At 41.1% G+C, this 20,314-nt stretch carries 30 protein-coding genes; 6 read left to right on the top strand and 24 right to left on the bottom strand.

What is annotated here, in order from left to right; translation table 11 throughout:
* Positions 1–13 precede the first annotated feature (13 nt).
* The 7 genes from CYG50_RS18665 to CYG50_RS18695 all read right to left on the bottom strand — a co-directional run bounded on the left by CYG50_RS18665 (position 14) and on the right by CYG50_RS18695 (position 4,118).
* Entirely contained in the window at positions 14–457 is a 444-nt protein-coding gene (locus CYG50_RS18665; RefSeq protein ID WP_116068821.1) for a structural protein, read from the bottom strand.
* Positions 450–755: a phage holin family protein gene (locus CYG50_RS18670; protein ID WP_036962068.1), complete on the bottom strand. Its 306-nt coding sequence runs from the start codon at positions 753–755 to the stop codon at positions 450–452. The genes CYG50_RS18665 and CYG50_RS18670 overlap by 8 nt, the downstream gene beginning before the upstream one ends.
* 3 nt (positions 756–758) lie before the next feature.
* Positions 759–962 carry a tail protein X gene (locus CYG50_RS18675; protein ID WP_071548739.1) on the bottom strand — a complete coding sequence of 68 codons (204 nt, stop codon included), beginning with the start codon at positions 960–962 and terminating at the stop codon, positions 759–761.
* Positions 959–1,435: a head completion/stabilization protein gene (locus CYG50_RS18680; protein WP_116068819.1), complete on the bottom strand. Its 477-nt coding sequence runs from the start codon at positions 1,433–1,435 to the stop codon at positions 959–961. The genes CYG50_RS18675 and CYG50_RS18680 overlap by 4 nt, the downstream gene beginning before the upstream one ends.
* 88 nt (positions 1,436–1,523) lie before the next feature.
* Positions 1,524–2,180 carry a phage terminase small subunit gene (gene gpM, locus CYG50_RS18685; RefSeq protein ID WP_238706812.1) on the bottom strand — a complete coding sequence of 219 codons (657 nt, stop codon included), beginning with the start codon at positions 2,178–2,180 and terminating at the stop codon, positions 1,524–1,526.
* 3 nt (positions 2,181–2,183) lie between these two features.
* Positions 2,184–3,278, bottom strand: a complete 1,095-nt coding sequence (locus CYG50_RS18690; protein ID WP_116068815.1) for a phage major capsid protein, P2 family — start codon at positions 3,276–3,278, stop codon at positions 2,184–2,186.
* Positions 3,279–3,290: 12 nt separating this feature from the next.
* Positions 3,291–4,118 (bottom strand): GPO family capsid scaffolding protein, encoded by an 828-nt coding sequence (locus tag CYG50_RS18695; protein WP_102140817.1) that lies wholly within the window; start codon positions 4,116–4,118, stop codon positions 3,291–3,293.
* Positions 4,119–4,276: 158 nt separating this feature from the next.
* Here CYG50_RS18695 and CYG50_RS18700 point away from each other — a divergent pair, with 158 nt between their 5' ends.
* Positions 4,277–6,034 carry a terminase ATPase subunit family protein gene (locus CYG50_RS18700; protein WP_116068813.1) on the top strand — a complete coding sequence of 586 codons (1,758 nt, stop codon included), beginning with the start codon at positions 4,277–4,279 and terminating at the stop codon, positions 6,032–6,034.
* On the top strand, positions 6,034–7,071 hold the full coding sequence (locus CYG50_RS18705; protein ID WP_116068811.1) for a phage portal protein: 1,038 nt from the start codon (positions 6,034–6,036) through the stop codon (positions 7,069–7,071). The genes CYG50_RS18700 and CYG50_RS18705 overlap by 1 nt, the downstream gene beginning before the upstream one ends.
* 518 nt (positions 7,072–7,589) lie before the next feature.
* Here the strand turns inward: CYG50_RS18705 and CYG50_RS18710 are convergent.
* The 16 genes from CYG50_RS18710 to CYG50_RS18785 form a co-directional block, all read right to left on the bottom strand.
* Positions 7,590–8,066, bottom strand: a complete 477-nt coding sequence (locus CYG50_RS18710; RefSeq protein WP_102140503.1) for a hypothetical protein — start codon at positions 8,064–8,066, stop codon at positions 7,590–7,592.
* A 36-nt stretch (positions 8,067–8,102) separates the two neighbouring features.
* A complete protein-coding gene (locus tag CYG50_RS23555; RefSeq protein ID WP_102140502.1) occupies positions 8,103–8,336 on the bottom strand; it encodes a hypothetical protein in 234 nt (77 codons plus the stop codon).
* Between the two features lies 1 nt (position 8,337).
* On the bottom strand, positions 8,338–9,030 hold the full coding sequence (locus tag CYG50_RS18720; RefSeq protein WP_102140501.1) for a terminase large subunit domain-containing protein: 693 nt from the start codon (positions 9,028–9,030) through the stop codon (positions 8,338–8,340).
* A gap of 11 nt (positions 9,031–9,041) precedes the next feature.
* Positions 9,042–9,305: a hypothetical protein gene (locus CYG50_RS18725; protein ID WP_102140500.1), complete on the bottom strand. Its 264-nt coding sequence runs from the start codon at positions 9,303–9,305 to the stop codon at positions 9,042–9,044.
* The gene (locus CYG50_RS18730; RefSeq protein ID WP_102140499.1) at positions 9,292–9,528 is read right to left on the bottom strand and encodes a hypothetical protein; all 237 of its coding nucleotides are present in this window, start codon (positions 9,526–9,528) and stop codon (positions 9,292–9,294) included. The genes CYG50_RS18725 and CYG50_RS18730 overlap by 14 nt, the downstream gene beginning before the upstream one ends.
* Positions 9,525–11,921, bottom strand: coding sequence for a replication endonuclease (locus CYG50_RS18735; RefSeq protein WP_102140498.1), 2,397 nt, complete (start codon positions 11,919–11,921; stop codon positions 9,525–9,527). The genes CYG50_RS18730 and CYG50_RS18735 overlap by 4 nt, the downstream gene beginning before the upstream one ends.
* The gene (locus CYG50_RS18740) at positions 11,914–12,237 is read right to left on the bottom strand and encodes a DUF5405 family protein (protein WP_102140497.1); all 324 of its coding nucleotides are present in this window, start codon (positions 12,235–12,237) and stop codon (positions 11,914–11,916) included. Before CYG50_RS18740 ends, CYG50_RS18735 begins: the two co-directional genes overlap by 8 nt.
* Positions 12,237–13,040 carry a DNA adenine methylase gene (locus CYG50_RS18745; protein ID WP_238706813.1) on the bottom strand — a complete coding sequence of 268 codons (804 nt, stop codon included), beginning with the start codon at positions 13,038–13,040 and terminating at the stop codon, positions 12,237–12,239. The genes CYG50_RS18740 and CYG50_RS18745 overlap by 1 nt, the downstream gene beginning before the upstream one ends.
* Positions 13,041–13,086: 46 nt before the next feature.
* Positions 13,087–13,383, bottom strand: coding sequence for a DUF3850 domain-containing protein (locus tag CYG50_RS18750; protein WP_048606884.1), 297 nt, complete (start codon positions 13,381–13,383; stop codon positions 13,087–13,089).
* Positions 13,384–13,385: 2 nt separating this feature from the next.
* Positions 13,386–13,607 (bottom strand): TraR/DksA family transcriptional regulator, encoded by a 222-nt coding sequence (locus CYG50_RS18755; RefSeq protein ID WP_102140495.1) that lies wholly within the window; start codon positions 13,605–13,607, stop codon positions 13,386–13,388.
* Positions 13,600–13,902, bottom strand: a complete 303-nt coding sequence (locus CYG50_RS18760; RefSeq protein ID WP_238706814.1) for a DUF2732 family protein — start codon at positions 13,900–13,902, stop codon at positions 13,600–13,602. Before CYG50_RS18760 ends, CYG50_RS18755 begins: the two co-directional genes overlap by 8 nt.
* A 69-nt stretch (positions 13,903–13,971) precedes the next feature.
* Positions 13,972–14,391, bottom strand: coding sequence for a DUF5347 family protein (locus CYG50_RS18765; RefSeq protein WP_102140493.1), 420 nt, complete (start codon positions 14,389–14,391; stop codon positions 13,972–13,974).
* Positions 14,392–14,407: 16 nt separating this feature from the next.
* Positions 14,408–14,719 (bottom strand): hypothetical protein, encoded by a 312-nt coding sequence (locus CYG50_RS18770; RefSeq protein WP_102140492.1) that lies wholly within the window; start codon positions 14,717–14,719, stop codon positions 14,408–14,410.
* A 15-nt stretch (positions 14,720–14,734) separates the two neighbouring features.
* Positions 14,735–14,896, bottom strand: a complete 162-nt coding sequence (locus CYG50_RS18775) for a TetR family transcriptional regulator (protein ID WP_102140491.1) — start codon at positions 14,894–14,896, stop codon at positions 14,735–14,737.
* Between the two features lie 4 nt (positions 14,897–14,900).
* The gene (locus tag CYG50_RS18780; RefSeq protein ID WP_102140490.1) at positions 14,901–15,119 is read right to left on the bottom strand and encodes a hypothetical protein; all 219 of its coding nucleotides are present in this window, start codon (positions 15,117–15,119) and stop codon (positions 14,901–14,903) included.
* 1 nt (position 15,120) lies between these two features.
* Positions 15,121–15,411 carry a Cox family DNA-binding protein gene (locus tag CYG50_RS18785; protein ID WP_102140489.1) on the bottom strand — a complete coding sequence of 97 codons (291 nt, stop codon included), beginning with the start codon at positions 15,409–15,411 and terminating at the stop codon, positions 15,121–15,123.
* Positions 15,412–15,533: 122 nt separating this feature from the next.
* Here CYG50_RS18785 and CYG50_RS18790 point away from each other — a divergent pair, with 122 nt between their 5' ends.
* Positions 15,534–15,833 carry a helix-turn-helix transcriptional regulator gene (locus CYG50_RS18790; protein WP_102140488.1) on the top strand — a complete coding sequence of 100 codons (300 nt, stop codon included), beginning with the start codon at positions 15,534–15,536 and terminating at the stop codon, positions 15,831–15,833.
* A gap of 66 nt (positions 15,834–15,899) precedes the next feature.
* On the top strand, positions 15,900–16,871 hold the full coding sequence (locus tag CYG50_RS18795) for a phage integrase (RefSeq protein WP_102140487.1): 972 nt from the start codon (positions 15,900–15,902) through the stop codon (positions 16,869–16,871).
* A 270-nt stretch (positions 16,872–17,141) separates the two neighbouring features.
* Here CYG50_RS18795 and CYG50_RS18800 read toward each other — a convergent pair whose 3' ends face one another.
* Positions 17,142–17,726 (bottom strand): Spy/CpxP family protein refolding chaperone, encoded by a 585-nt coding sequence (locus CYG50_RS18800; protein WP_102140486.1) that lies wholly within the window; start codon positions 17,724–17,726, stop codon positions 17,142–17,144.
* A gap of 150 nt (positions 17,727–17,876) precedes the next feature.
* On the opposite strand from CYG50_RS18800, the gene cpxR reads away from it, so the two are divergent.
* Both cpxR and cpxA read left to right on the top strand, forming a co-directional pair.
* The gene (gene cpxR / locus CYG50_RS18805) at positions 17,877–18,575 is read left to right on the top strand and encodes an envelope stress response regulator transcription factor CpxR (RefSeq protein WP_004265224.1); all 699 of its coding nucleotides are present in this window, start codon (positions 17,877–17,879) and stop codon (positions 18,573–18,575) included.
* The gene (gene cpxA, locus CYG50_RS18810) at positions 18,572–19,942 is read left to right on the top strand and encodes an envelope stress sensor histidine kinase CpxA (RefSeq protein WP_004906999.1); all 1,371 of its coding nucleotides are present in this window, start codon (positions 18,572–18,574) and stop codon (positions 19,940–19,942) included. The genes cpxR and cpxA overlap by 4 nt, the downstream gene beginning before the upstream one ends.
* Positions 19,943–20,314 lie beyond the last annotated feature (372 nt).

A 20,314-nucleotide genomic window follows, 5' to 3' on the forward strand; every position in this document is an offset into this window, starting at 1 on the left:
TTGGGTTCAAACATCACAACATCGCCCACCCTTTTTCAAACTGCTCATCACTGTATGGCTGCTGACCGTTTTCAACATGAACTATCGCTTTAGCGATTTTGAATGCCGTTTCTTTGTCATAAACATCAAGGCAATCATGACGACCAAAGCCCGTTTCTTTACAGACACGATTAATATAACCCTCTGTATTATTACGGTCTTTTGCCGGCGCCCAACGTTCAATAATTTCTTCCACCGTATCAATTTTGCCGCAACCAACCCCTTGTTTTCCTGCATAGGTTGAATAGGTTCGCAAAAGCTTGAATAATGCGCGAATACCGTATTCAGGTTTCTCAAAACGGCTATGACGGGGCTCAATGCTAGGGTCAAAGGCCAGCTCCCCTCGCCATGGGTTTCTCGGGTTATAATCAATATTGCCCGGATTATTGTTGCGTATGCCGCGTGGTACGTTAGACATGTTTTCCTCCAGTAAAGCGTGACCATAAATAGGAAAGTCCGATACTTCCCATCGCACCAAATACACCGGTGGTGAATAGGGTGATATAAATGCTCTGATTTCCCTCAATACAGAGCAATCCGCCTAACAACCCGACAAAGCCGGAAACGACCATTTGCATAAAAGCCGCAAACCAGCTCCACGGGGCATTATTCGTTTTAACGTCAATGATGTATCTCACAACACCTCCCCACATTGAAATGAAGAGCATTAATAACCACTGTGCGATACCGAAACTGTTCGGATCTTTATCAAACATGTATCAATCCCATAGCTGTATAAGTGGCTGTACCGGCTCTTCGGTAATTTCAGGTAACTCAATCAATAGCCCCGCAGGTAGCACGGCACCATGTTCGGCAAGATTGGGATTCGCTAACAAAACAGCCTCGGTCATGCCTGTCGTTCTGCCGTAAAATCGCCAACATATCCCGTCTATGGTGTCACCTTTTATCGTTCTGATTTTCATATCAATTCAACAATATTGTGTGTCGTTCCCTTGATGCGCTGAATTGCCCAGATAGCATCACGCTGTAAATCATCAATATTCGGCTCTAAGGCATCGGCTTTTTTGCTGCCGTTTGGTGTGGTATCTATATCGCGGTAACGCTCGATTAAGTTTGCTTTTGCCGCGCTGAATACGGCACGGCGATAAAGGACCACTAATTCCGATACGTCAATCTCCCCATGCGTAATTTTGCTGGCCGGAACTGCGCCTAACGTTGTATAGCCCAAGTGGATTTCTTGCTGTTGAAAGCGGGATAATTCACGGTTGGTTTCGATGATGGCGTTTTTTAAGGCTTCAATTAATCGACTTTGGGTGACCGTACCGTCAACTCGCATTGATTCCCGAAATGCACGGGTATTAATCGCAGGCCAAAAATCACCACTGGTGATCGTTTCGTCTTTTTCGTTAGCGGGTTCGGGTGAAACAAAATCCATAAGGTCACCTTAAAAATAGGTAGGCGGTGGGCGAGAGTCCGAAAAATAGATTTCTTATCTCGCGCCGCCTTGCGCGTTGGCACGTTCTTTATTCATCAGCCCTGTTTTTTGCTGACAAAAACTTTTCAATATTCTTAATGTCTTGCTTAACCCCACTGCGCTCATTGAGCTCAAGGGCACGCATTAATTCACATAAGGCTGGCTGTGGAAAATCGTTGTCTCGCAAGCTGTAACCGAGCCATTTATGCAGTTCACCACGCACTTTATCGGGCATATCTTCATGCTCAATCAATGACATGGTGCGCTGCAATATATCCAATGGAATGGGATTTTTTGCGGTATAGGCTTCTTTGGCTCTATCTCCCATTTCTTCGGCAATAGCACAACCGGTTGTGCGGGATTGGCCTGATGGCATGGCGAGCTTGTGTTTTAATGCATACTCTGCAATATCGAGCCCTTGCACATAGACACCCGCGTCAAAACTCCACAACATGAGGTACATCAACACATCATCTTGAACGCCTGAATTGCCTTTTAATGTTTCAGTGATCCACGTTTCGTATAGCGGTAAGGCTTTACGTTTGTACGCAGCTTTGCGTTCAAATGATTGGGTTTTACCTAGATCCCGCATATGTTGGCGCAACATCAATTTGACTTGTGTTGCTGCCGAGGGGTCAGCAAGAACGCCATAGGCGCTGACGTTCTTGGCTTCAACCTGCATGCGTTTTCGTTCCCACGGATTCACAGCTTATTCTCCGGTTGGCGCGTCTTTTACTTCGTCCGGCTCAGTAGGCTCCGCCGGTTTTCCAGACGTCAGCTCAATGTTTTCAATCAACGCCACACAGTCGTAATCTTCAACAATGTAATCTTCATTCACTGATTCGTAGTTTTCGATACGGTCACGTTTGGCATTGTCCACCACTTGACGGCGGCGTGATTCGATTTGCCAGTAGATAGATAAATTATCTAATCGTGTGATAAGCATTCCATTTTTCGGGAAATAAGGAACACGTACCGCCGGCAATCCACCGAGGCGTTTTTGGCTGATAATCACATCGGCAGCTAACGCCTCGGTATTGGCTTGATCACGATTGACGATAGGGAAATATTTATCGGCTAAAAGTGAGCGGCCACAGATAACCACTAAATCAGTATCATCGGCATAGACTTCAGAAATGGCGTGGTCAACGGCTTGCATAACCAGTGCATCAAGGTTTTCATGCTCTTCACCTTTACCCACTTTGATAGGCTCAGGGGTGATTTGGTTGGTGTCTTTATCGGTTGAAGAACCTAAAACATGTTCAGGGGCTTCAAGGCGAATTTTATGTAACCAACCGATGTTGACGTCCTGTAGCATTTTGTTGACTGTACGGTTTGAAGTTGCCGCGCGGCTCGTACCGTTAAAGCCAATCATGATACGGTCAAGGGCTTGACGCTGAATAATGGCATCGCGGATACGGCGCTGAAAATCTTCAAACATCGCCCACATGTCCAGTTTTTCATAACGAATAGCGGTATCGAAATTCGTTTGGCGGCAGTGATAACCTTGTTTGGCTAATTGTGTCGGGTCAGTCGGTTCGCGGTCTTGTTTGGTGGTGTCCGTCGTGCCGGCAACCGTTGAGCCAATGCCGAGGCCGATTTTTTCGCCCACCTGGTCTTTAACAGGCACAATATTAATTTTGGTCAGAAAGACGGCGCTTAACTGAATTTTGCTTTCCAGTTTTTGGGCTGCCGAAGGCTCAATTTCCACTTTTGAATCTGTGAATTCGTGTGGCTGAACACCGTAAATCTCACCTAGACGGGTCATGTAACCGTTAAATTTAACTTTTGTTTCTTTTCTCATTGTTTTTCCCGTTTAGCAATCAGTCAGGTTTTCAGTGTTGGTTGTATTGCCACCAAAAGACGTGGGGCGGTGTTGCTGATTATCTTGCTGGCTCAAATCTTTTTTGAGTTGGTCCAGCTCACTGCGCAGGGTTTCATTTTCTTGCTTGATACCCGATAACGCTTTAACTTGTGTTTCAAGCAGAGTCAGCTTTTGTGCAGTTTCGGTTTGCTCTTCCGCGCAAAGCTCTACTGCTTGGTGAATGTCATTCAGTTCGGAGTCATTGCGCTGACGTTCACGACTGAATTTCGCCATGATGCGATCTTTCAAGCTGGGTTTTTCTGGTTTGTTTTCTTCTTCGGTAAATTCAATTACCGTTTCTTCCGCCGCTGTAAAGACGTTATCTTTATCTTGCTTGCGTTCTGAGAAAGTGGCGGTTTTATCTGCACCCGCGCTAAATTCCAACATGCTCGTGCCAAGGCTGGCAGGGTTATCCGTGACGGCTACGCCCACCAAGTAAGCACCGTTCATATCAGAGAAATTTGGATTGATTTCAACAGACGTGTAAACTTTCTGACGTTTTTTATTCATTTCGACCAACTCAGGTGTTGGTGTTAACACGCCATATAGTGCTAGCTTTCCTGCTAATGCTCCCTCGCTGATTTCCTCGGTATAGACCGACTCAACATCACCGAAGCGCGGCATAAAAGAATAATTCCAATGCTCCATATTGATGCGGGCACCATAAACATTTTTATCGTAATTTTTGGCGATTTCCGTCAACCATTGGCGTTGCACTTTGCGCCCATCGGTTGTGGCTCCCTCAACACAAAGGCGCACCGGTTTAGATTTTTTTGTCATTGCTCAGGCTCCGGCAATTAAATTTAATGCGTAGTTAAAAAATTGATGAGCCTATGTTTTCAGGGATGGGGGCTAAGAAACAATGCTTTGCCATTGTGTGGGAAATGGCACAACGGCAGCTCGGGGTGATTGGGCGTGTGAGCCAGTAATCTGGCGGCATGAAAACATTACACGATTTTGACCCAAGAAAACGCGCGATGCACCTGTATTTTAACGGGTACCGAATTGCGCGTATTGCTGAAATCCTCAAAGAAAAAGCTGCCACTATCCACAGCTGGAAACGGCGCGACAAATGGGATGAGATTACCCCCGTTGAGCGCGTGGAAATGACGCTAGAAATGCGACTTTGTACGCTAATTAGCAAAGAAAATAAAGAGGGTAAAGACTTTAAAGAAATTGACTTGCTTTACCGGCAAGTCGAACGACACGCCAAAATTCACAAGTATCAAAACGGTGGCAATGAGGTTGATTTAAATCCGAAACTGGCTAATCGCAATAAAGGTGAACGCCGCGCCCCTGAAAAGAATCTGTTTAGCGAAGAGCAGATCGAAAAGCTGGAAGAAATCTTTCGTGAAAATATGTTTGCCTACCAAAAGGTTTGGTACGGCGCAGGCCATCAACACCGCATTCGTAATATCTTAAAATCACGCCAAATCGGGGCGACTTACTTTTTCGCTCGTGAGGCCTTTATGGATGCGCTCATTACAGGGCGTAACCAGATTTTTTTATCGGCCAGTAAAGCCCAAGCGCACGTATTCAAAGGCTACATTATTGATATGGCGCGAGAGGTTGATGTTGACTTAAAAGGTGATCCGATAGTTTTGCCTAATGGCGCAACACTGTATTTTCTTGGCACCAATGCCCGTACCGCGCAGAGTTACCACGGTAATTTGTATCTTGATGAGTATTTCTGGATACCCAAATTCCAAGAATTACGCAAAGTCGCCTCCGGTATGGCCATGCACAAAAAATGGCGTCAAACCTACTTTTCGACCCCATCCGCATTAACACACAGCGCGTATCCGTTCTGGTCTGGAAAGCTCTTTAATCGTGGTCGTCGTAAAGCCGATCACGTTGAGGTCGATATCAGCCATCAAGCGTTAGTGAATGGCATGATGTGTGGTGATGGCCAGTGGCGACAAATTGTCACCATTGAGGATGCCATGCGCGGCGGCTGTAATTTATTTGATATTGACCAGCTCTATTTAGAATATAGCCCTGATGAATTTGAAAACTTGTTGATGTGTGAGTTTGTCGATGATATTGCGTCCATCTTCAACTTGCAGTTAATGCAAAAATGCATGGTGGACAGTTGGGAAATATGGGACGACGTTCAACCATTAATGATACGCCCATACGCCTATCACCCTGTTTGGATTGGTTATGACCCCGCGAAAGGTACTCAAAACGGAGATAGTGCGGGTTGCGTGGTTATTGCGCCACCGCTACACAAAGGCGGTAAGTTTCGCATACTTGAGCATCATCAATGGCGTGGCATGGATTTTCGCGCGCAATCGGACGCGATAAAAGAACTCACCGAGCGTTACAACGTGCAATACATCGGGATTGATTCCACAGGTATTGGCCATGGTGTCCTGCAAAATGTGCGGGAATTTTTCCCTGCTGCAAAAGAATTTGTCTATAACCCTGCCTTAAAAAATGCATTGGTGCTTAAGGCTTATGACGTGATTAGCCATGACCGGTTGGAATATGACGCGGGTAGTAATGATATCACGCAATCTTTTATGGCCATTCGCCGTGCTACTACCGCCAGTGGTAACCGCCCAACTTATGAAGCTGACCGCAGCGAAGAAGCCAGCCACGCAGATTTAGCATGGGCAACCATGCACGCCCTTTATAACGAACCGATCACCGGTGAAAATCACAATCAACATAATATCGTCGAGGTCTTTTAATGAGCCGTAAAAATAAAAAACGCCAATCACACACACTGGCGCAAAAAACCGACAGCGCATCAATGGAAGCATTCACTTTCGGTGACCCAATCCCTGTGCTTGATAAGCGTGAAATTTTTGATTATTTGGAATGTGTGCAAATTGATAATTACTATGAGCCGCCAATTAGTTTTAACGGCCTTGCGCGCACGTTCCGTGCAGCCCCACACCATAGCAGCGCAATTTATGTAAAACGTAATATTCTCACCAGCACATTTATACCCAATAAATATTTAAGTCGTCAGACGTTTGATAGCTGGGCATTAGATTTTTTACTGTTTGGTAATGGGTATCTTGAAGAACGAAATAACCGGTTAGGACAATCACTGAATTTTAAACATTCGCCGGCTAAGTTTACCCGCCGCGGTGTTGACTTAGAAACTTACTGGTTTGTGCAATATGGCTACGATATTAAACCGTATGAATTTCAAACGGGTAAAGTGTTTCACTTGATTGAGCCGGATATTAACCAAGAGTTATACGGCTTGCCGGAATATCTTGCGGCGATCCCCTCCGTACTGCTCAATGAATCGGCAACACTATTTCGCCGTAAATATTATCTCAATGGCTCGCATGCCGGTTATATCTTGTATATCAGTGATGCAGCACAAAAAACCGATGATGTTGATAAAATTCGTGAAGCACTCAAAAGCAGTAAAGGACCAGGGAATTTTCGCAATTTATTTTTGTACGCACCAGGGGGAAAGAAAGACGGTATCCAAACTATTCCGCTTTCCGAAGCTGCCGCAAAAGATGAATTCCTTAATATTAAAAATGTAAGTCGTGACGATATGTTAGCGGCACACCGCGTGCCACCACAAATCATGGGGATCATTCCTGAAAATGTGGGCGGCTTTGGTGATGTTGAGAAAGCGGCAAAAGTATTTGTGCGCAATGAGTTGATGCCGTTACAAAGTAAGATGATGCAATTGAATGATTGGTTTGGTGGGGAGATTATAAAGTTTGATAAGTACTCGCTGGACTTAGACGACGAATAATATTACTAGTTAATTCAATGATACCGCCCACTGAGGCGGTATTTTTCTGCCTGCAAGTAGGTGATCTCGACGCCCTAAATAATAATAAGACCCCACTGTATTATACCAAACCTAGCTCACCAAGACGAATCCGCAATAAATTGCCTCCATCAAATAGCGATTTAAACGCACCACACGCCACCACAAAGCGTGCAAAAATAATTGCTATATAGTTATATAAATTTGATTTTAACGCTGTGACGGCTCGGAGATTTTGCGGACGGATATTTAACAATAAACACCTCGCCGCGCAATCGTAGCCCCGCCACGCCTGCCCACTAAATAGGTCGGTTTTCATGCACCTGCAAGAGATCGTCTGAACCGCGCCAGTGGTGGCACTTTACGCAGGTAACGATCCTTTTTTGATCTTGCGGATTTGTTCGGAAAATTGCATTTTTTGTGCAGTTAAGAACATAAAACAAAAAAGCCCCTAGTTGTTGGTCATTCAACTTTGGGGCTGGCTTTATTTATAGTTGGAATTATCTCGGAATTTGAGAATTTATGAGTGAAATAATGCCTTGTTTTATTGCGGTTGTGGCTTCGATAAATTGACCGCTGATAGGTTCTATAGGCGTTATTATTGGGGTGCTATTTTCCATTAAGTAAATAAAGACATCACTTTGCTCTATTTTTATACTGACTTGAATATCGACATAATTTACATAAGCAGGTTCATCATTTACTGCTGTTCTTATAAAAAAATTGATTGCATAGTCCTGATCAAGCGATAACATCCCAATTGTACAAGGTGTTAATTTTCCATACTGCTCAACATAAGTGTCAACGTAAGGTTTTTTTCTTCCTTCGTCATCAGTAAAGTATGGATTAATTAATTTAAGAGAGTCGGTGTATGCAGTGACTAAAGCATGAGCTAATTTTCTTAAAGTCGCTGTGCGTTTAGCTGCTTCAATAGTTAGATTGCTTGATGCTTGTTTTATGTCTTGGTAAGTTAACATAGTTTCTCACTTAATTTTTTAGGAGAGGTTTCTCCATTATACATTATGGTTTCTTGGGGGGGGTAAATTTACTTTAATTTCTGTCAGTGTCATTTCATCAAGTGCCTGATGTTTAGCCAGAATAATACCGAAACACCGTAATACCTCAATAACCTTGAGTTCCTCTTTTATTATTAAATTATCAACTTGATTTATGAAATTCATTAACTCTTTTCTTTTGGCACTGGCTAAAAGTTCTTGGTGTTGCTTTTTGGGTTGATAACCTAACATGTCAACCCCCGTTGAATTTACAGAGAAACATTTCACCGAAAGCATCAGGGTGGTACTTTTCAGCCTCCTCTTTCATTTTTTTGATAATCCATACCTTATCAAGTGTTGACTCAAATAAATTAACCCTATCAATAAACGCTTTTTCATTAATGCAATTAACTATACCTTGCTGGCTTGCAGGCTCTAACCTAGAACGAGTGGAATAAAATGTTCTACGCCATTTGTTGTGATTCGCTATGCCTTTTGCTAAAAATAGAACGTTTGATGGTCTGTTATTCCACGACCATTCAGGGACATATACATCCCCTACAATATTGGCAACAGCAGGGCACTTTGTAGAAATAAAATAAATTTTTGCGCCATTATTTAACTGAATCATCAACCTGTCATTTTCTTTAAAATAATCCATAAAATCTTCATGTTTCATTTGATTTGCATGATGGCACAAATATTGGATTTCATTTTGAATAAGCAGGGCATCGCCTATAAATATTTTATTTCTTCCAGTTAAACAGGCGTCATTTAGTGCCTCTAATGAGAAATACCATGATGAACCTATCTGTCTTGCCTTTTCCAGCACTCTATTTCTATGGAATTGGTTATGGTTCCATCTTGCCTGCCAAACATTTAAATCAACATGTATTTTATAGGCTAACTCTATTAATAATTCATTTGTTACATTTATTTTAAACATGATAAAAGCTCCTACTTATCAAAACGAACAAAATTAATTATTTTTTCATTTTTGAAATCAATATCAGCGGCAATTACGCCATTATCAATTAGCCCATTGATGACACCCAGTAAGCCCATAGCAAATATTTCTGCCTTTTTACCGCATACAAAAGAACAGTCTGAGTGCGCTAGTTTTTCACTCACTTCTACATATCTACTAAATAATTCGTAGGTTGCTTTTGGGTCTAATTCATTTAACTCATTTAATTTAATAATCACTTTATCTATATTCATTATTATCATCCTCATTAGTAAAATATTTATTGTCAATCCATAACGCTAATAGAAGTAATAGCGCCATAATTAATGCAGCAAACCAAAAAATAATAATCAGAATCGTTGCCCAAATAGGTAATTTATCGTTTGGGTTCCTTTTGTAATGCCAAATAATGGATGCACAAAAAAACAAAGCACCTATCCCCCAAACGATTAAAGAAATAATTATCCCATCACTCATTTGTTTTCCTCTCTCAACTTATTAATTCGCATTAACGCATTGGTATATCGTTGCCTGTACTTTTCACTAATGGTTTCTTTTTGAGCCGTTAATTCCATTTTTTGCAGCTCTTTCCCACTCTCGTTTAAGCTCAATCTCAGCCGTTCCCCATCGACTTTTATAAAATGCAGCTCATCACTCACGCCTAAACCGTTAATGAACATGGTTTCAATCTGTGGAATATCGAAATTAATGCCGACTTCGTTGGCAAAATTGATAATTTCCGACTGAATTTCCTTATCGATCTCACTTACTTCAATGTTTGAAATCTGTCTTTGTTGATTTCTCTGTAATATTTCGCTCTCAGTGGCGTTTTGAGCATCGGTTTCTATAAACGCGAAACCGTATTCTCTAATGTTGCATACTTCACCTGAGCCGTGCTCAGGCTCGTAAAATTGCACATCTGATAGATTGGATGTGATCCGCGATCTACAGTTATTGACAGGACTCCGAGGCGCTCCGCTGTCGCTTCTTAAAAGATTAAGGTCAACGTCAACGGCGCTTTTCTTGACGATTTGATACTTTCTGTCGCGGGTTTTAATAACTGGGGCACCGGCTTTTAATTGGTTGTAGATACCAACAACTTTCTGAACATCTTCACCGTAAACATTTACGTCACTGATCTCACGAGCGACACGTATTGTTTCTTCACTCCGGCGAATACATGGGCCACCTTGCGACATAACATATTCAAAGAAATCACCACCATCGGCAGCGGCGCGAACTCGTTCAGCAACATCACCTAGTTGATCAGCAATAGAAACGCCTCGCGGAAGCCGACGACATTCGCGATAAGCGCCTTTTGATGGGAGTTTATAGAAATGAAATTGTGGTATACGCCAAGTTGAAGCCCACGCAGTAACAGCCGCCGCCATACTTTTTAAATCTTTACCGGTTTCGTGGTCTATCTCACCATCAAGGGCGTAACCGTCGATATTTTTAGCGATATATTTTGCGATATAGCCTACTGCACCACCGCGGTTCATGTGTTTACATTCAAAACGGTATTTATGTGCGCCGACCTCGTCACCATCTTCTTTTAATGCACGCTTGCGCATAATATCAATGGCATCAGCCCTGCTTGCCTTATCAACAAAAAGTAGCATGTGCCAATGTGGTGTACCGTCATGATGCGGTTCGACAACCCGAACACCATAAACATTAATGTTATTGTCATTAAATGCCGAACGAATACGCGACCAAACTTTGACTAAGTACTGTTGCCCGTCCTTTGGTGTGTAGGCCTCATTTTTCCATTTGCTGTTAAGTACTGCGATCACGTCTTTTTTGCGTTTACGTAGCTTTGTTGGGTGATATTTTGACGGGCAAGTCATAGTGATAAACATTCCAATATCACCACGTTCTTTCGCTACGCGTTCAATCCCCGCCATTTGAGCCATAAGTTCCATGCGGCGAATTTCAGGATTTGAAACACTCGCCATCACTTTATCGAACAGATCAAAGCGTTCACCGGTTTCAACATCCTGAATATCCATGCCTTGTAGGTATTGCATATTAGACAAACGCTGCGCTTGCACTGCGCGAATAGCCTGTTTACTAGCGTATGGATTGCGATTCTGGCACACATCCATATTGGCAATCATTAAAGCTTCTAGCCATTGAGTGCGATGGGCTTTTAACTTCCGACACCAAAAGTCCGAATTAACCAAGCGCTGTACAGCCGCTATTACTTTTCTAATTTCTAGATTTTGTTTACCTTTGCCTTTTTTGCGATTTTTCAAAACTCGGCAGTAGGCTTTATAATGAAGCGGGGCAACATGTAGCCCTTTCACCAACTCAGCCAAACGCGCGTAAATTTCTGTTTGTATTGAATCTTGATAGATAACTTCACGCTCACCGTTATTCTGTTCTGTAAACTTATCGCAATAGATTTCATACAAATTAGAGAAACCAACAGCAATAATTTCAGCCAGCTTTTTCACCGATTTATCATTCAAATCAAACAACCGGTTATATTGGCTAACATCAGGCGATAAACGAGTTGATATTGTTAATAATGCTTTTGTTTCAATTTCATAACGTGCATTGATAACAAGCAATCTTTGCCATATCTGCTGATGGAAACGGTAATATAAAAAGTCGTAGGCTTTACGTAGCCCACTTTCTTTTAATAAATTGTCATAGTGTTTTTGATAGCGATAGCGCAGAACACGCGGCAAGGTTTGAATATCACTTAAAATCGCTTGCCCCTGAACAATTTGTTCACGGGTAAGCGGTCTTTCTATATCAGATTTATAGTAATCATTATCTTTTGGCTTATTCCACGGATAAGGAAATGCCATATCCGCGGTATAAGTCAGCGGTAACGTGGTGAAATCTAATACCTTAGACATTAAGCGCCCCGCCTAATGTTTCTGGTCGTAATGCGTTGATAGCCGTTTCACAGCGGCGAGAAATGATATCAACTGTTTTACGGTAAACATCTAATGATTTGATGCCTTTACCTTTAACACGGTTAACATGATAAGACGTTAATTCAATCGCAAGTAGCCACGGATCTGAATGGCAACAAACCAACTCATAGCAACGAGCCATTTTATTGATTTGCAATAGTCGCCATTGAACCGCTTTAGAATCTTCGTCAACATGACGTTGAATAGCAAAAGCGGTCCCGCTGATGTATACGCCGTCTTTAGGGTCGAGAATCATTAATTAACCCCCGCTAAAACAGCAATAATTTCTTTAGCCGGCATTCTCTTTCCATTACCAGCAATGGTGCGCGGTGCTTCGATTTCATGGATAGTAAAGCCTAGGTCAGCATAAAGCGCCTTTGCTTCTGGTGAATTAGAAACGGTGATCGGGTTACCTTGGATATCATTAATATCTTTTAGAGCTATTGCTAATGCTTCGTGGTCTGCATCGGTAAAGCCGGCTGTGTGATATTGAGAAAAGTTATTACCCATGTATGGTGGGTCGCAATAAACGCCGTCATTGTCTTCAACTAATGAAAGTGTATCTTGCCACTCAAGATTTACTATTTCAGCCCTATAGGCTTTATGATAAAAAGCAATAATTTCGTTTTCAGGAAAATACGGCTTTTTGTATTTTCCAAATGGTACATTGAAGTAGCCTTTTGAGTTATAACGACAAAGCCCGTTATAACAATGTCGATTGAGATATAAAAATAATCCTGCTTTATTGCGTTCAACTGCCTTATTATAATCTTCTATTGATTCAAATAGCTGAGCATCAGCCTCTTTATCACGGCGATTGAAAATTTCTCGCCGTTGATAAAATAATGTTTCATCATTTCCTTGAATAAAAAAATCTATTAATGATGGAACAAACCCGAAATCATCCGCCTTTACTTGTTTATAAAGCCTAATCAAATCTATATTTGCATCAGCAATTAAATACTGCTCATAGTCAGTATTCATCATCACTGCACATGACCCAGCGAACGGCTCAACTAAGCGTTTAGTTTTTGGTAAGTGTGGACGTAATTGCTCCATGATACGAACTTTAGAGCCAGCCCACTTGAGGATAGTTTTATTTGATTTAGCCACGATAATTATCCTCAATTCGAATAACTGAAAATGAAATCATCACAAAAGGAGGTAATGCCCTTAACTCTGGGTAAACCTCATTAATTTTTGTGATATCAGTGATGAGACATGAGATAGCATTGCCGGTGTAACTGGCATAAGGTCTATTGATTGAATTGAATTCACGTAAAAATAGTTCATCACCTACCTGAAAATCTCTATCAGCACGGCGAAACTCGGCTGTTTTCAAACCATCTTGAACGAGATGAAAGTAATGAGGAGCTAGCTTGAGCTCATGTTTTCTTTTCATCGTCACACGCTCCGATAATGTTTACTTTTAAGCTCAAAAATCGTTTGGCAATCAATGCAGCGAGTGCAACCCTGTGATGCAATGCGGCGTGCTTCTGAAATAGGCTTGTCGCAGTCTTCACATTCAAAAGCGGAAACACTGACTAAACGATTAGTAATGGTTTTGATTTGTTGCTCACGCATGAGCATTTCGTGGTCACTGGCGCGGTCAATTTCTTTAGACATGATCTAACTCCGCAGCCAGATTTGAGTAATGCTCAGACTCACCAACTAATAACTGGTGAATTTGTTCATCATTTAACTTTTCGTTGATAATCTTGCAGGCTATGGCATCAAAGCGAGATGAAAATTTGTCATACATGATTTTGCGTTCATCTTCACGAATAGCTTTAATACTGATAACAACAGCGGAGTAATCACGCTCTTTTGTCGCAGGGTCAAAGCCGATTAAAGGTAACTCAGTGGTTTTACCCATACTTCGCCCTTTAATAACTATTTTTCTTTTCTCTATATTTTTCATACTCAAAACCTCGAATTTAGAATGTAAAAATCCCTGACGCGCTAACGTCATTAATTTTGTTTCTTTACCTTAAATAGGCATGGCGATATGTTTAGGGAATAGCGCCGTAAGTGCTTTAATTTGATTTATTGCTGAAATAATTGATTGCATTTCCTCTTTATTAAATTCTTCAAAACCTAAATGATGTTTATCACTATTAATTTCGGCTAAATAAAGAATCATATTAAGCATTCTCTCATCACTTAATCTTAGATACTCAATAAATCCGGAAAGCTCTTTATTATCTGGACATTCTTTATTTGAATGAAAAACGGTTGTCCTTAATTGAGCAGCTTTATTCAACTCATTCACGCGATATTCTAAGCTGTCACCGTGATTTTCGTAGTGCCTAGTTGTTACATTCTTTACTGGCACATCATCAGTTTTCACATTATCGAGTGATTCAATAAGCTTTTTTGTTTTAACTAACTCAATTGCCGTAGTTCCCATGTTCTATATCAACCCCCTAAAATGGGATGTTATCATCCATTGGAATATCACTCATGCAGTGTATACCTTTGCCTCTTGTCCCCAATACACTTTCATTGCAAGCCTCTCTTATGTCACTACTTAGCTCACAGATAATAAAATCAACATCTAGAGGACTTAAACCATATGTAACCATGGCTTTATTCATGACGGATATAATATCTTGCTTAATATCATGCTTTGCTGCTGATAACGCACGTAGTCTTTTAAGAATACTAAACTCATCAGAGCATGCAGTTTTTGTTTTATTAAATTCTTTTGGTTCTGACATTTCTATTTTGATTTCCATTTTTAACCCTCACTATTATTTAATAGCTGCCGAGAATAAATATAAAAAGAATAAAACACCGCCAATCATTAAAATTTTATCCATTAACGATAATTGGCGTTTTTTATTTCGTTTGTGTTCATTAAATGATGAACTCGTTAATTTATGTTTGTGTTGCTGAAATTGTAATTGAGTCATTTTATTAACCCTTTATTAGTGGATAGAATGGCAATTCATCGATAATTACAAATAATGAATCTATATATTTCTTTGCATCACTCATTGAATCAAATAAACCGAATGAATCATCATTTCGTTGAACGTGATAGCGGGTTACTGGATTCATCGTTTTAGCCGGTAACTTAACGATTAGAAAACCACGATATTTAAAACTGTGAGTTGAGATTTGTTCAGCTTTCATATTACAAGCCCACCCAAAGCAACCATGCATCCCTTTGCTCTTTTGGTCTATTCAAAAATGCATCACGCATTGCGCGGTTGAATTCAGGAATATAAACCCAGTTTTCACCACGCGTTTTAACATCCCCGTCACTGTCTGGATTTTGCCAAACAATCAATGGCAGTTTGTTTCTATCAACCATGTTTTTTACCGCAGCTTCACTTTTCCCTATTAAATCAGCGAATTTTTTATAAGGAACCGCATCAACTGGATAATGAACTTGCAAATACTTTTCTAATTCTTTACCGCTCATATGGCATAATCCCCTCTTGTGGATGCTTATAGTCGCTTACCTAGGCAATTATAAGCCTTACTTCACTTTCACGGTAGCAATTGCTACCCCTTGCAATCGATAATAGGGTAATAGGTACAACCATGTCAATATCATTAGGTGAAAAAATCAGGATGATTAGAGAGGCTGAAAACTTAACTCGTGCAGATTTTTGCTCTTTAACAGGTATTCCGGAAGGCACGCAAAAATTTTATGAAACTGGAAGACAAGAAATTAGTGGAAAGACACTACCTAAAATAACAACTCACCCCAGATTTGAAAAATATATCATGTGGTTAATGGCTGATAAAACAAACGAGGCGTTAGGACAAATTAGTCCAACTCTCTCCCCTGATGGGCAAGATGTTCAAACATTACCCCGCTCAGATCGGAAAACTGGCTAACAATACATACTGATTTACTTGATTGGATTGATAACAATTCAATATGCCACATCGGAGGGCTGCAATATGCCAATTAAAAAAACCGATGATGGTCGATATATGGTGGACATTAGACCTCTTGGACGGAAAGGAAACCGGATCAGGAAAACATTTGATAAAAAATCAGAAGCGATTGCCTTTGAACGTTACACAATGGCAAATGCTAAAAAAGCGGGAACGAAAGCAGATAGGCGGCTTTTAAGTGATCTATTGGAACTTTGGTGGCTTTATCATGGCCAAACAACTGAAAATGGTTCGATAGAGAAAAGACAACTTAAAAAAACAATTAAGTTTCTTGGTGACCCCGCAATTAACAGATTGAATAAACAAGTATTACTTGAGCATCGTAGTGATAGGTTACTAAGTGGAACAAGTGCGGCGACTATTAATCGCGATATGTATCGTTTATCAGGCATGATTTCTACACTCAAAAAGCTTGAGGTGTTTAATGCAGATAATCCACTTAACGGCTTGCCACCACTCAAAGAAACACCACCAGAAATGGCTTTCTTAACTCATGATGAAATTAGTTTATTGCTATCCCAGCTATCATCAGAAGAAAAGAAAATCGCAATATTTTGTATGAGCACAGGCGCAAGGTGGGGAGAGGCAGCAACACTACAGAGTAAACAAGTAAAAAATGGGCGAGTTACTTTTCTAAAAACTAAAAATGGGAAATCACGCATAGTTCCTATTTCTGAGGAATTAGAAAAGGAGATAAAAACTAAGCAAACCGGCTTATTGTTTGATGTTGATTACGAAAGTTTCAGGCTGAAACTAAAAGCTGTTAAACCTGATTTGCCAGACGGTCAAGCTACGCACGTTCTTAGGCATACTTTCGCAAGTCACTTTATGATGAATGGTGGCAATATTGTTGCGCTGCAACAAATATTAGGTCACGCCAATATTCAACAAACAATGGCTTATGCTCACTTAGCCCCTGATTATTTGCAATTTGCTATTACCTTAAATCCATTAAATGGGGGTATTAGTATTTAAGCATCAATAGGCGTTCAAAGTGTCCACGGACTGTCCACACTTATGATTTTTCGTGACTTTTATGAACGCCTAATAAAAATATTATCACACTGATAAATAAAGAATTTATTTATTTTTGAGATAAAAAAAAGCCCCTAACAGGGGCTATAAAAGACAGGGATGGTGTCTATGGCAAGGAAAAACTTCACTTATTGCTACTTCACTACTTACTATGGAACTCAGGATATAAAATTAACTAACTTGCATTACTACAGGTACTAACAACTAAACTTATTGAAACTGCATCGCTTGAAATTCCGCCATTTTATGCTGACTCATTTCTTGTTGGTGAATGTGCTCAAGCTCTGTTTTCTGTTCTGGCGTTAACAACTGGTACAATTCATGGTGAATTCGAGCCATTTCAACACGTTGTTCCAGTTCTTTTTGCATTCGTTTTTCAAGTTGTTCGCGAACCGCTTTGTCATCAAAGTTATCCGCTATAATTAATTTGTGCAGTGCTTCACGTTCTTTAACTAAAGCAGAGTTATCAACATGATAATGACGCTGTGTTGCCATTAAATCACGCAATTGCTGACGCTGTTTTTCATTTAACGTGATACCATTAAACATAAAGGTACTGGCACGTTCTTCACTGCTAAATAACTCATGATGTTGAAAGGGCACAACCGCATTGCCTGTTGGCGTAGTTGGCTCGGACTGCATCTGTAACATCAAAGGTGTTGAACTTTCATTTGCAGCACTTTGTGGCTCTTCTGCAAAAGCAACCGCTGGTCCGAACACAAACGCAGAAGCTAAAACTAACATTGCGGTTTTATGTACTGTATTATGTACTTTGCTATGTGTTGTTCTCAGCATTTGACACCTTGTCTCCGAACTGTGCTCGTGATTCAATGTGAACAAATATACACCTGTGGCTGCAAACTAGCGTCAGAGCATGTAAAAGAACGTAAAGTCATGGAATCGTACAGATTGTTATCGTATTTTGGCAGTTGGAGGACTTAAAAAATGCATAAAATCCTATTAGTTGATGACGACCGTGAACTCACGTCGCTGTTAAAAGAACTGCTGGAAATGGAAGGTTTCAATGTTGTCATCGCCTATGATGGTGAACAGGCATTACAGCAAATTGACTCATCCATTGACCTGTTACTACTTGATGTCATGATGCCGAAAAAAAATGGTATTGAGACATTGAAAGAACTGCGCCAAATCCATCAGACCCCCGTTATCATGTTAACGGCTCGCGGTAGTGAGTTAGATAAGGTTCTGGGCCTAGAACTCGGTGCAGACGACTATCTACCTAAACCGTTCAATGACCGTGAACTGGTAGCACGTATTCGTGCTTTATTACGCCGTTCTAACTGGAGCGAGCAAACTCAAGGCGACAATAGCAATACCCCTGTTTTACAAGTTGATAAACTGCAACTTAACCCAGGTCGCCAAGAAGCCAGCTTTGATGATGAAATTTTGGACTTAACAGGAACAGAATTTACGTTGTTATATCTACTCGCACAGCACCTAGGCCAAGTGGTTTCTCGTGAACACCTTAGCCAAGAAGTTCTTGGGAAGCGCTTAACGCCGTTTGACCGTGCTATTGATATGCATATTTCAAACTTACGCCGCAAACTTCCAGAACGCACTGATGGCCAGCCGTGGTTTAAAACTCTACGTGGCCGCGGATACTTAATGGTTTCTGCCACATGATCAACAGCTTAACCGCAAGGATCTTTGCGATCTTCTGGTTTACCCTCGCACTAGTATTAATGCTAGTGCTGATGGTGCCCAAGCTCGACTCTCGGCAAATCACCGTCCTGATGGAAAGTGAACAACGCCAAGGGGAGATGCTTGAGCAGCATATTGAAGCCGAACTCGCACAAGCTCCGATGAATGACCTACTTTGGTGGCGGCGTATTTCTAACGCCATCAAAAAATGGGCACCTCCCGGCCAACGGTTGATTATCGTCACCAGTGAAGGCCGTGTGATTGGTGCAATGCCAAGTGAAATGCAGGTAATACGTAACTTTATTGGGCAGTCTGATAACGCGGATCACCCGAAAAAGAAAAAATATGGACGAGCCGAAATTCTCGGTCCTTTCTCCATTCGTGATGGGGAAGACCACTACCAACTGTATTTAGTTCGCCCAGCAAGCAGCCCACAATCTGACTTTATTAATTTATTGTTTGATAGGCCTTTCTTATTACTGATTGCCACCATGCTGATCAGCGCTCCACTACTATTATGGTTATCTTGGAGTCTCGCCCGCCCTGCCCGTAAATTAAAAATGGCGGCAGACGATGTGGCGAAAGGGAATTTACGGCCACACCCAGAGCTAGAAGCCGGTCCGCAAGAGTTCTTATCTGCGGGAAATAGCTTTAACCAAATGATCAGTGCCCTTGATGGTATGGTTAGCGCACAGCAACGCTTAATCTCTGATATTTCTCATGAATTACGCACTCCATTGACTCGTTTGCAACTGGCAACCGCCTTATTACGCCGTCGCCATGGGGAAAGTAAAGAGCTAGAACGCATCGAAACCGAGACCCATCGCCTAGATAGCATGATTAACGATTTACTGGTGTTATCCCGCAGCCAGCATAAAAACGAAATCTTGCGTGAAAATATCAAAGCCGATGAACTTTGGGGCGATATCTTAGATGATGCTAGCTTTGAAGCTGAGCAAATGAACAAAACGCTCGAAGTCACTTCTCACCCTGGGCCTTGGCCGTTATATTGCAACCCTTCTGCCGTCGGTAGTGCATTTGAAAATATTGTGCGTAACGCATTACGTTATTCGCATACACACATTGCCGTTGATTTCAAAGAAGAAAATAACGGTATTCTCATCACCGTCGATGATGATGGCCCCGGTGTTAGCCCTGCTGACCGCGAGCACATTTTCCGCCCATTCTACCGCACTGATGAAGCTCGAGACCGAGAAACTGGTGGTACTGGTTTAGGTCTTGCAATTGTTGAAACCGCCATAACACAACATAAAGGTTGGGTGAAAGCGGATGATAGCCCATTAGGTGGTTTAAGGTTACAAATCTGGCTACCTGAACACGGCCGATAAATTAACTTTATTCATTACCAATAACCCCTTTCTCTTAATTAAAGAAGGGGGTTATTTTTTTCAATCAAGATATATCTATCGCGATTAAATAGAGAATAATCCTATATTGGCTCTAATAACAACAATTCCTAAATACCCGACCAATATAAAATTCTATTTTAATGCTACTTACCCTCCAAAAAAAGAACAATGAAGAAGGATACTTAAAATTAACCATGTAGTAATCCAACAAAAAGCATATCGTTTTATATCTTAATATGTTACTAACTTCTACACCGACTATATTAATCTGATATTCTGTTTTACTTAGTTAAAGTGTGATAATTGATATTAATAGAAAGCACAGAAGCCCAACTCAATGCAAATTAAGAT

The organism is Providencia huaxiensis (assembly GCF_002843235.3).
Classification (GTDB): Bacteria; Pseudomonadota; Gammaproteobacteria; order Enterobacterales; family Enterobacteriaceae; genus Providencia; species Providencia huaxiensis.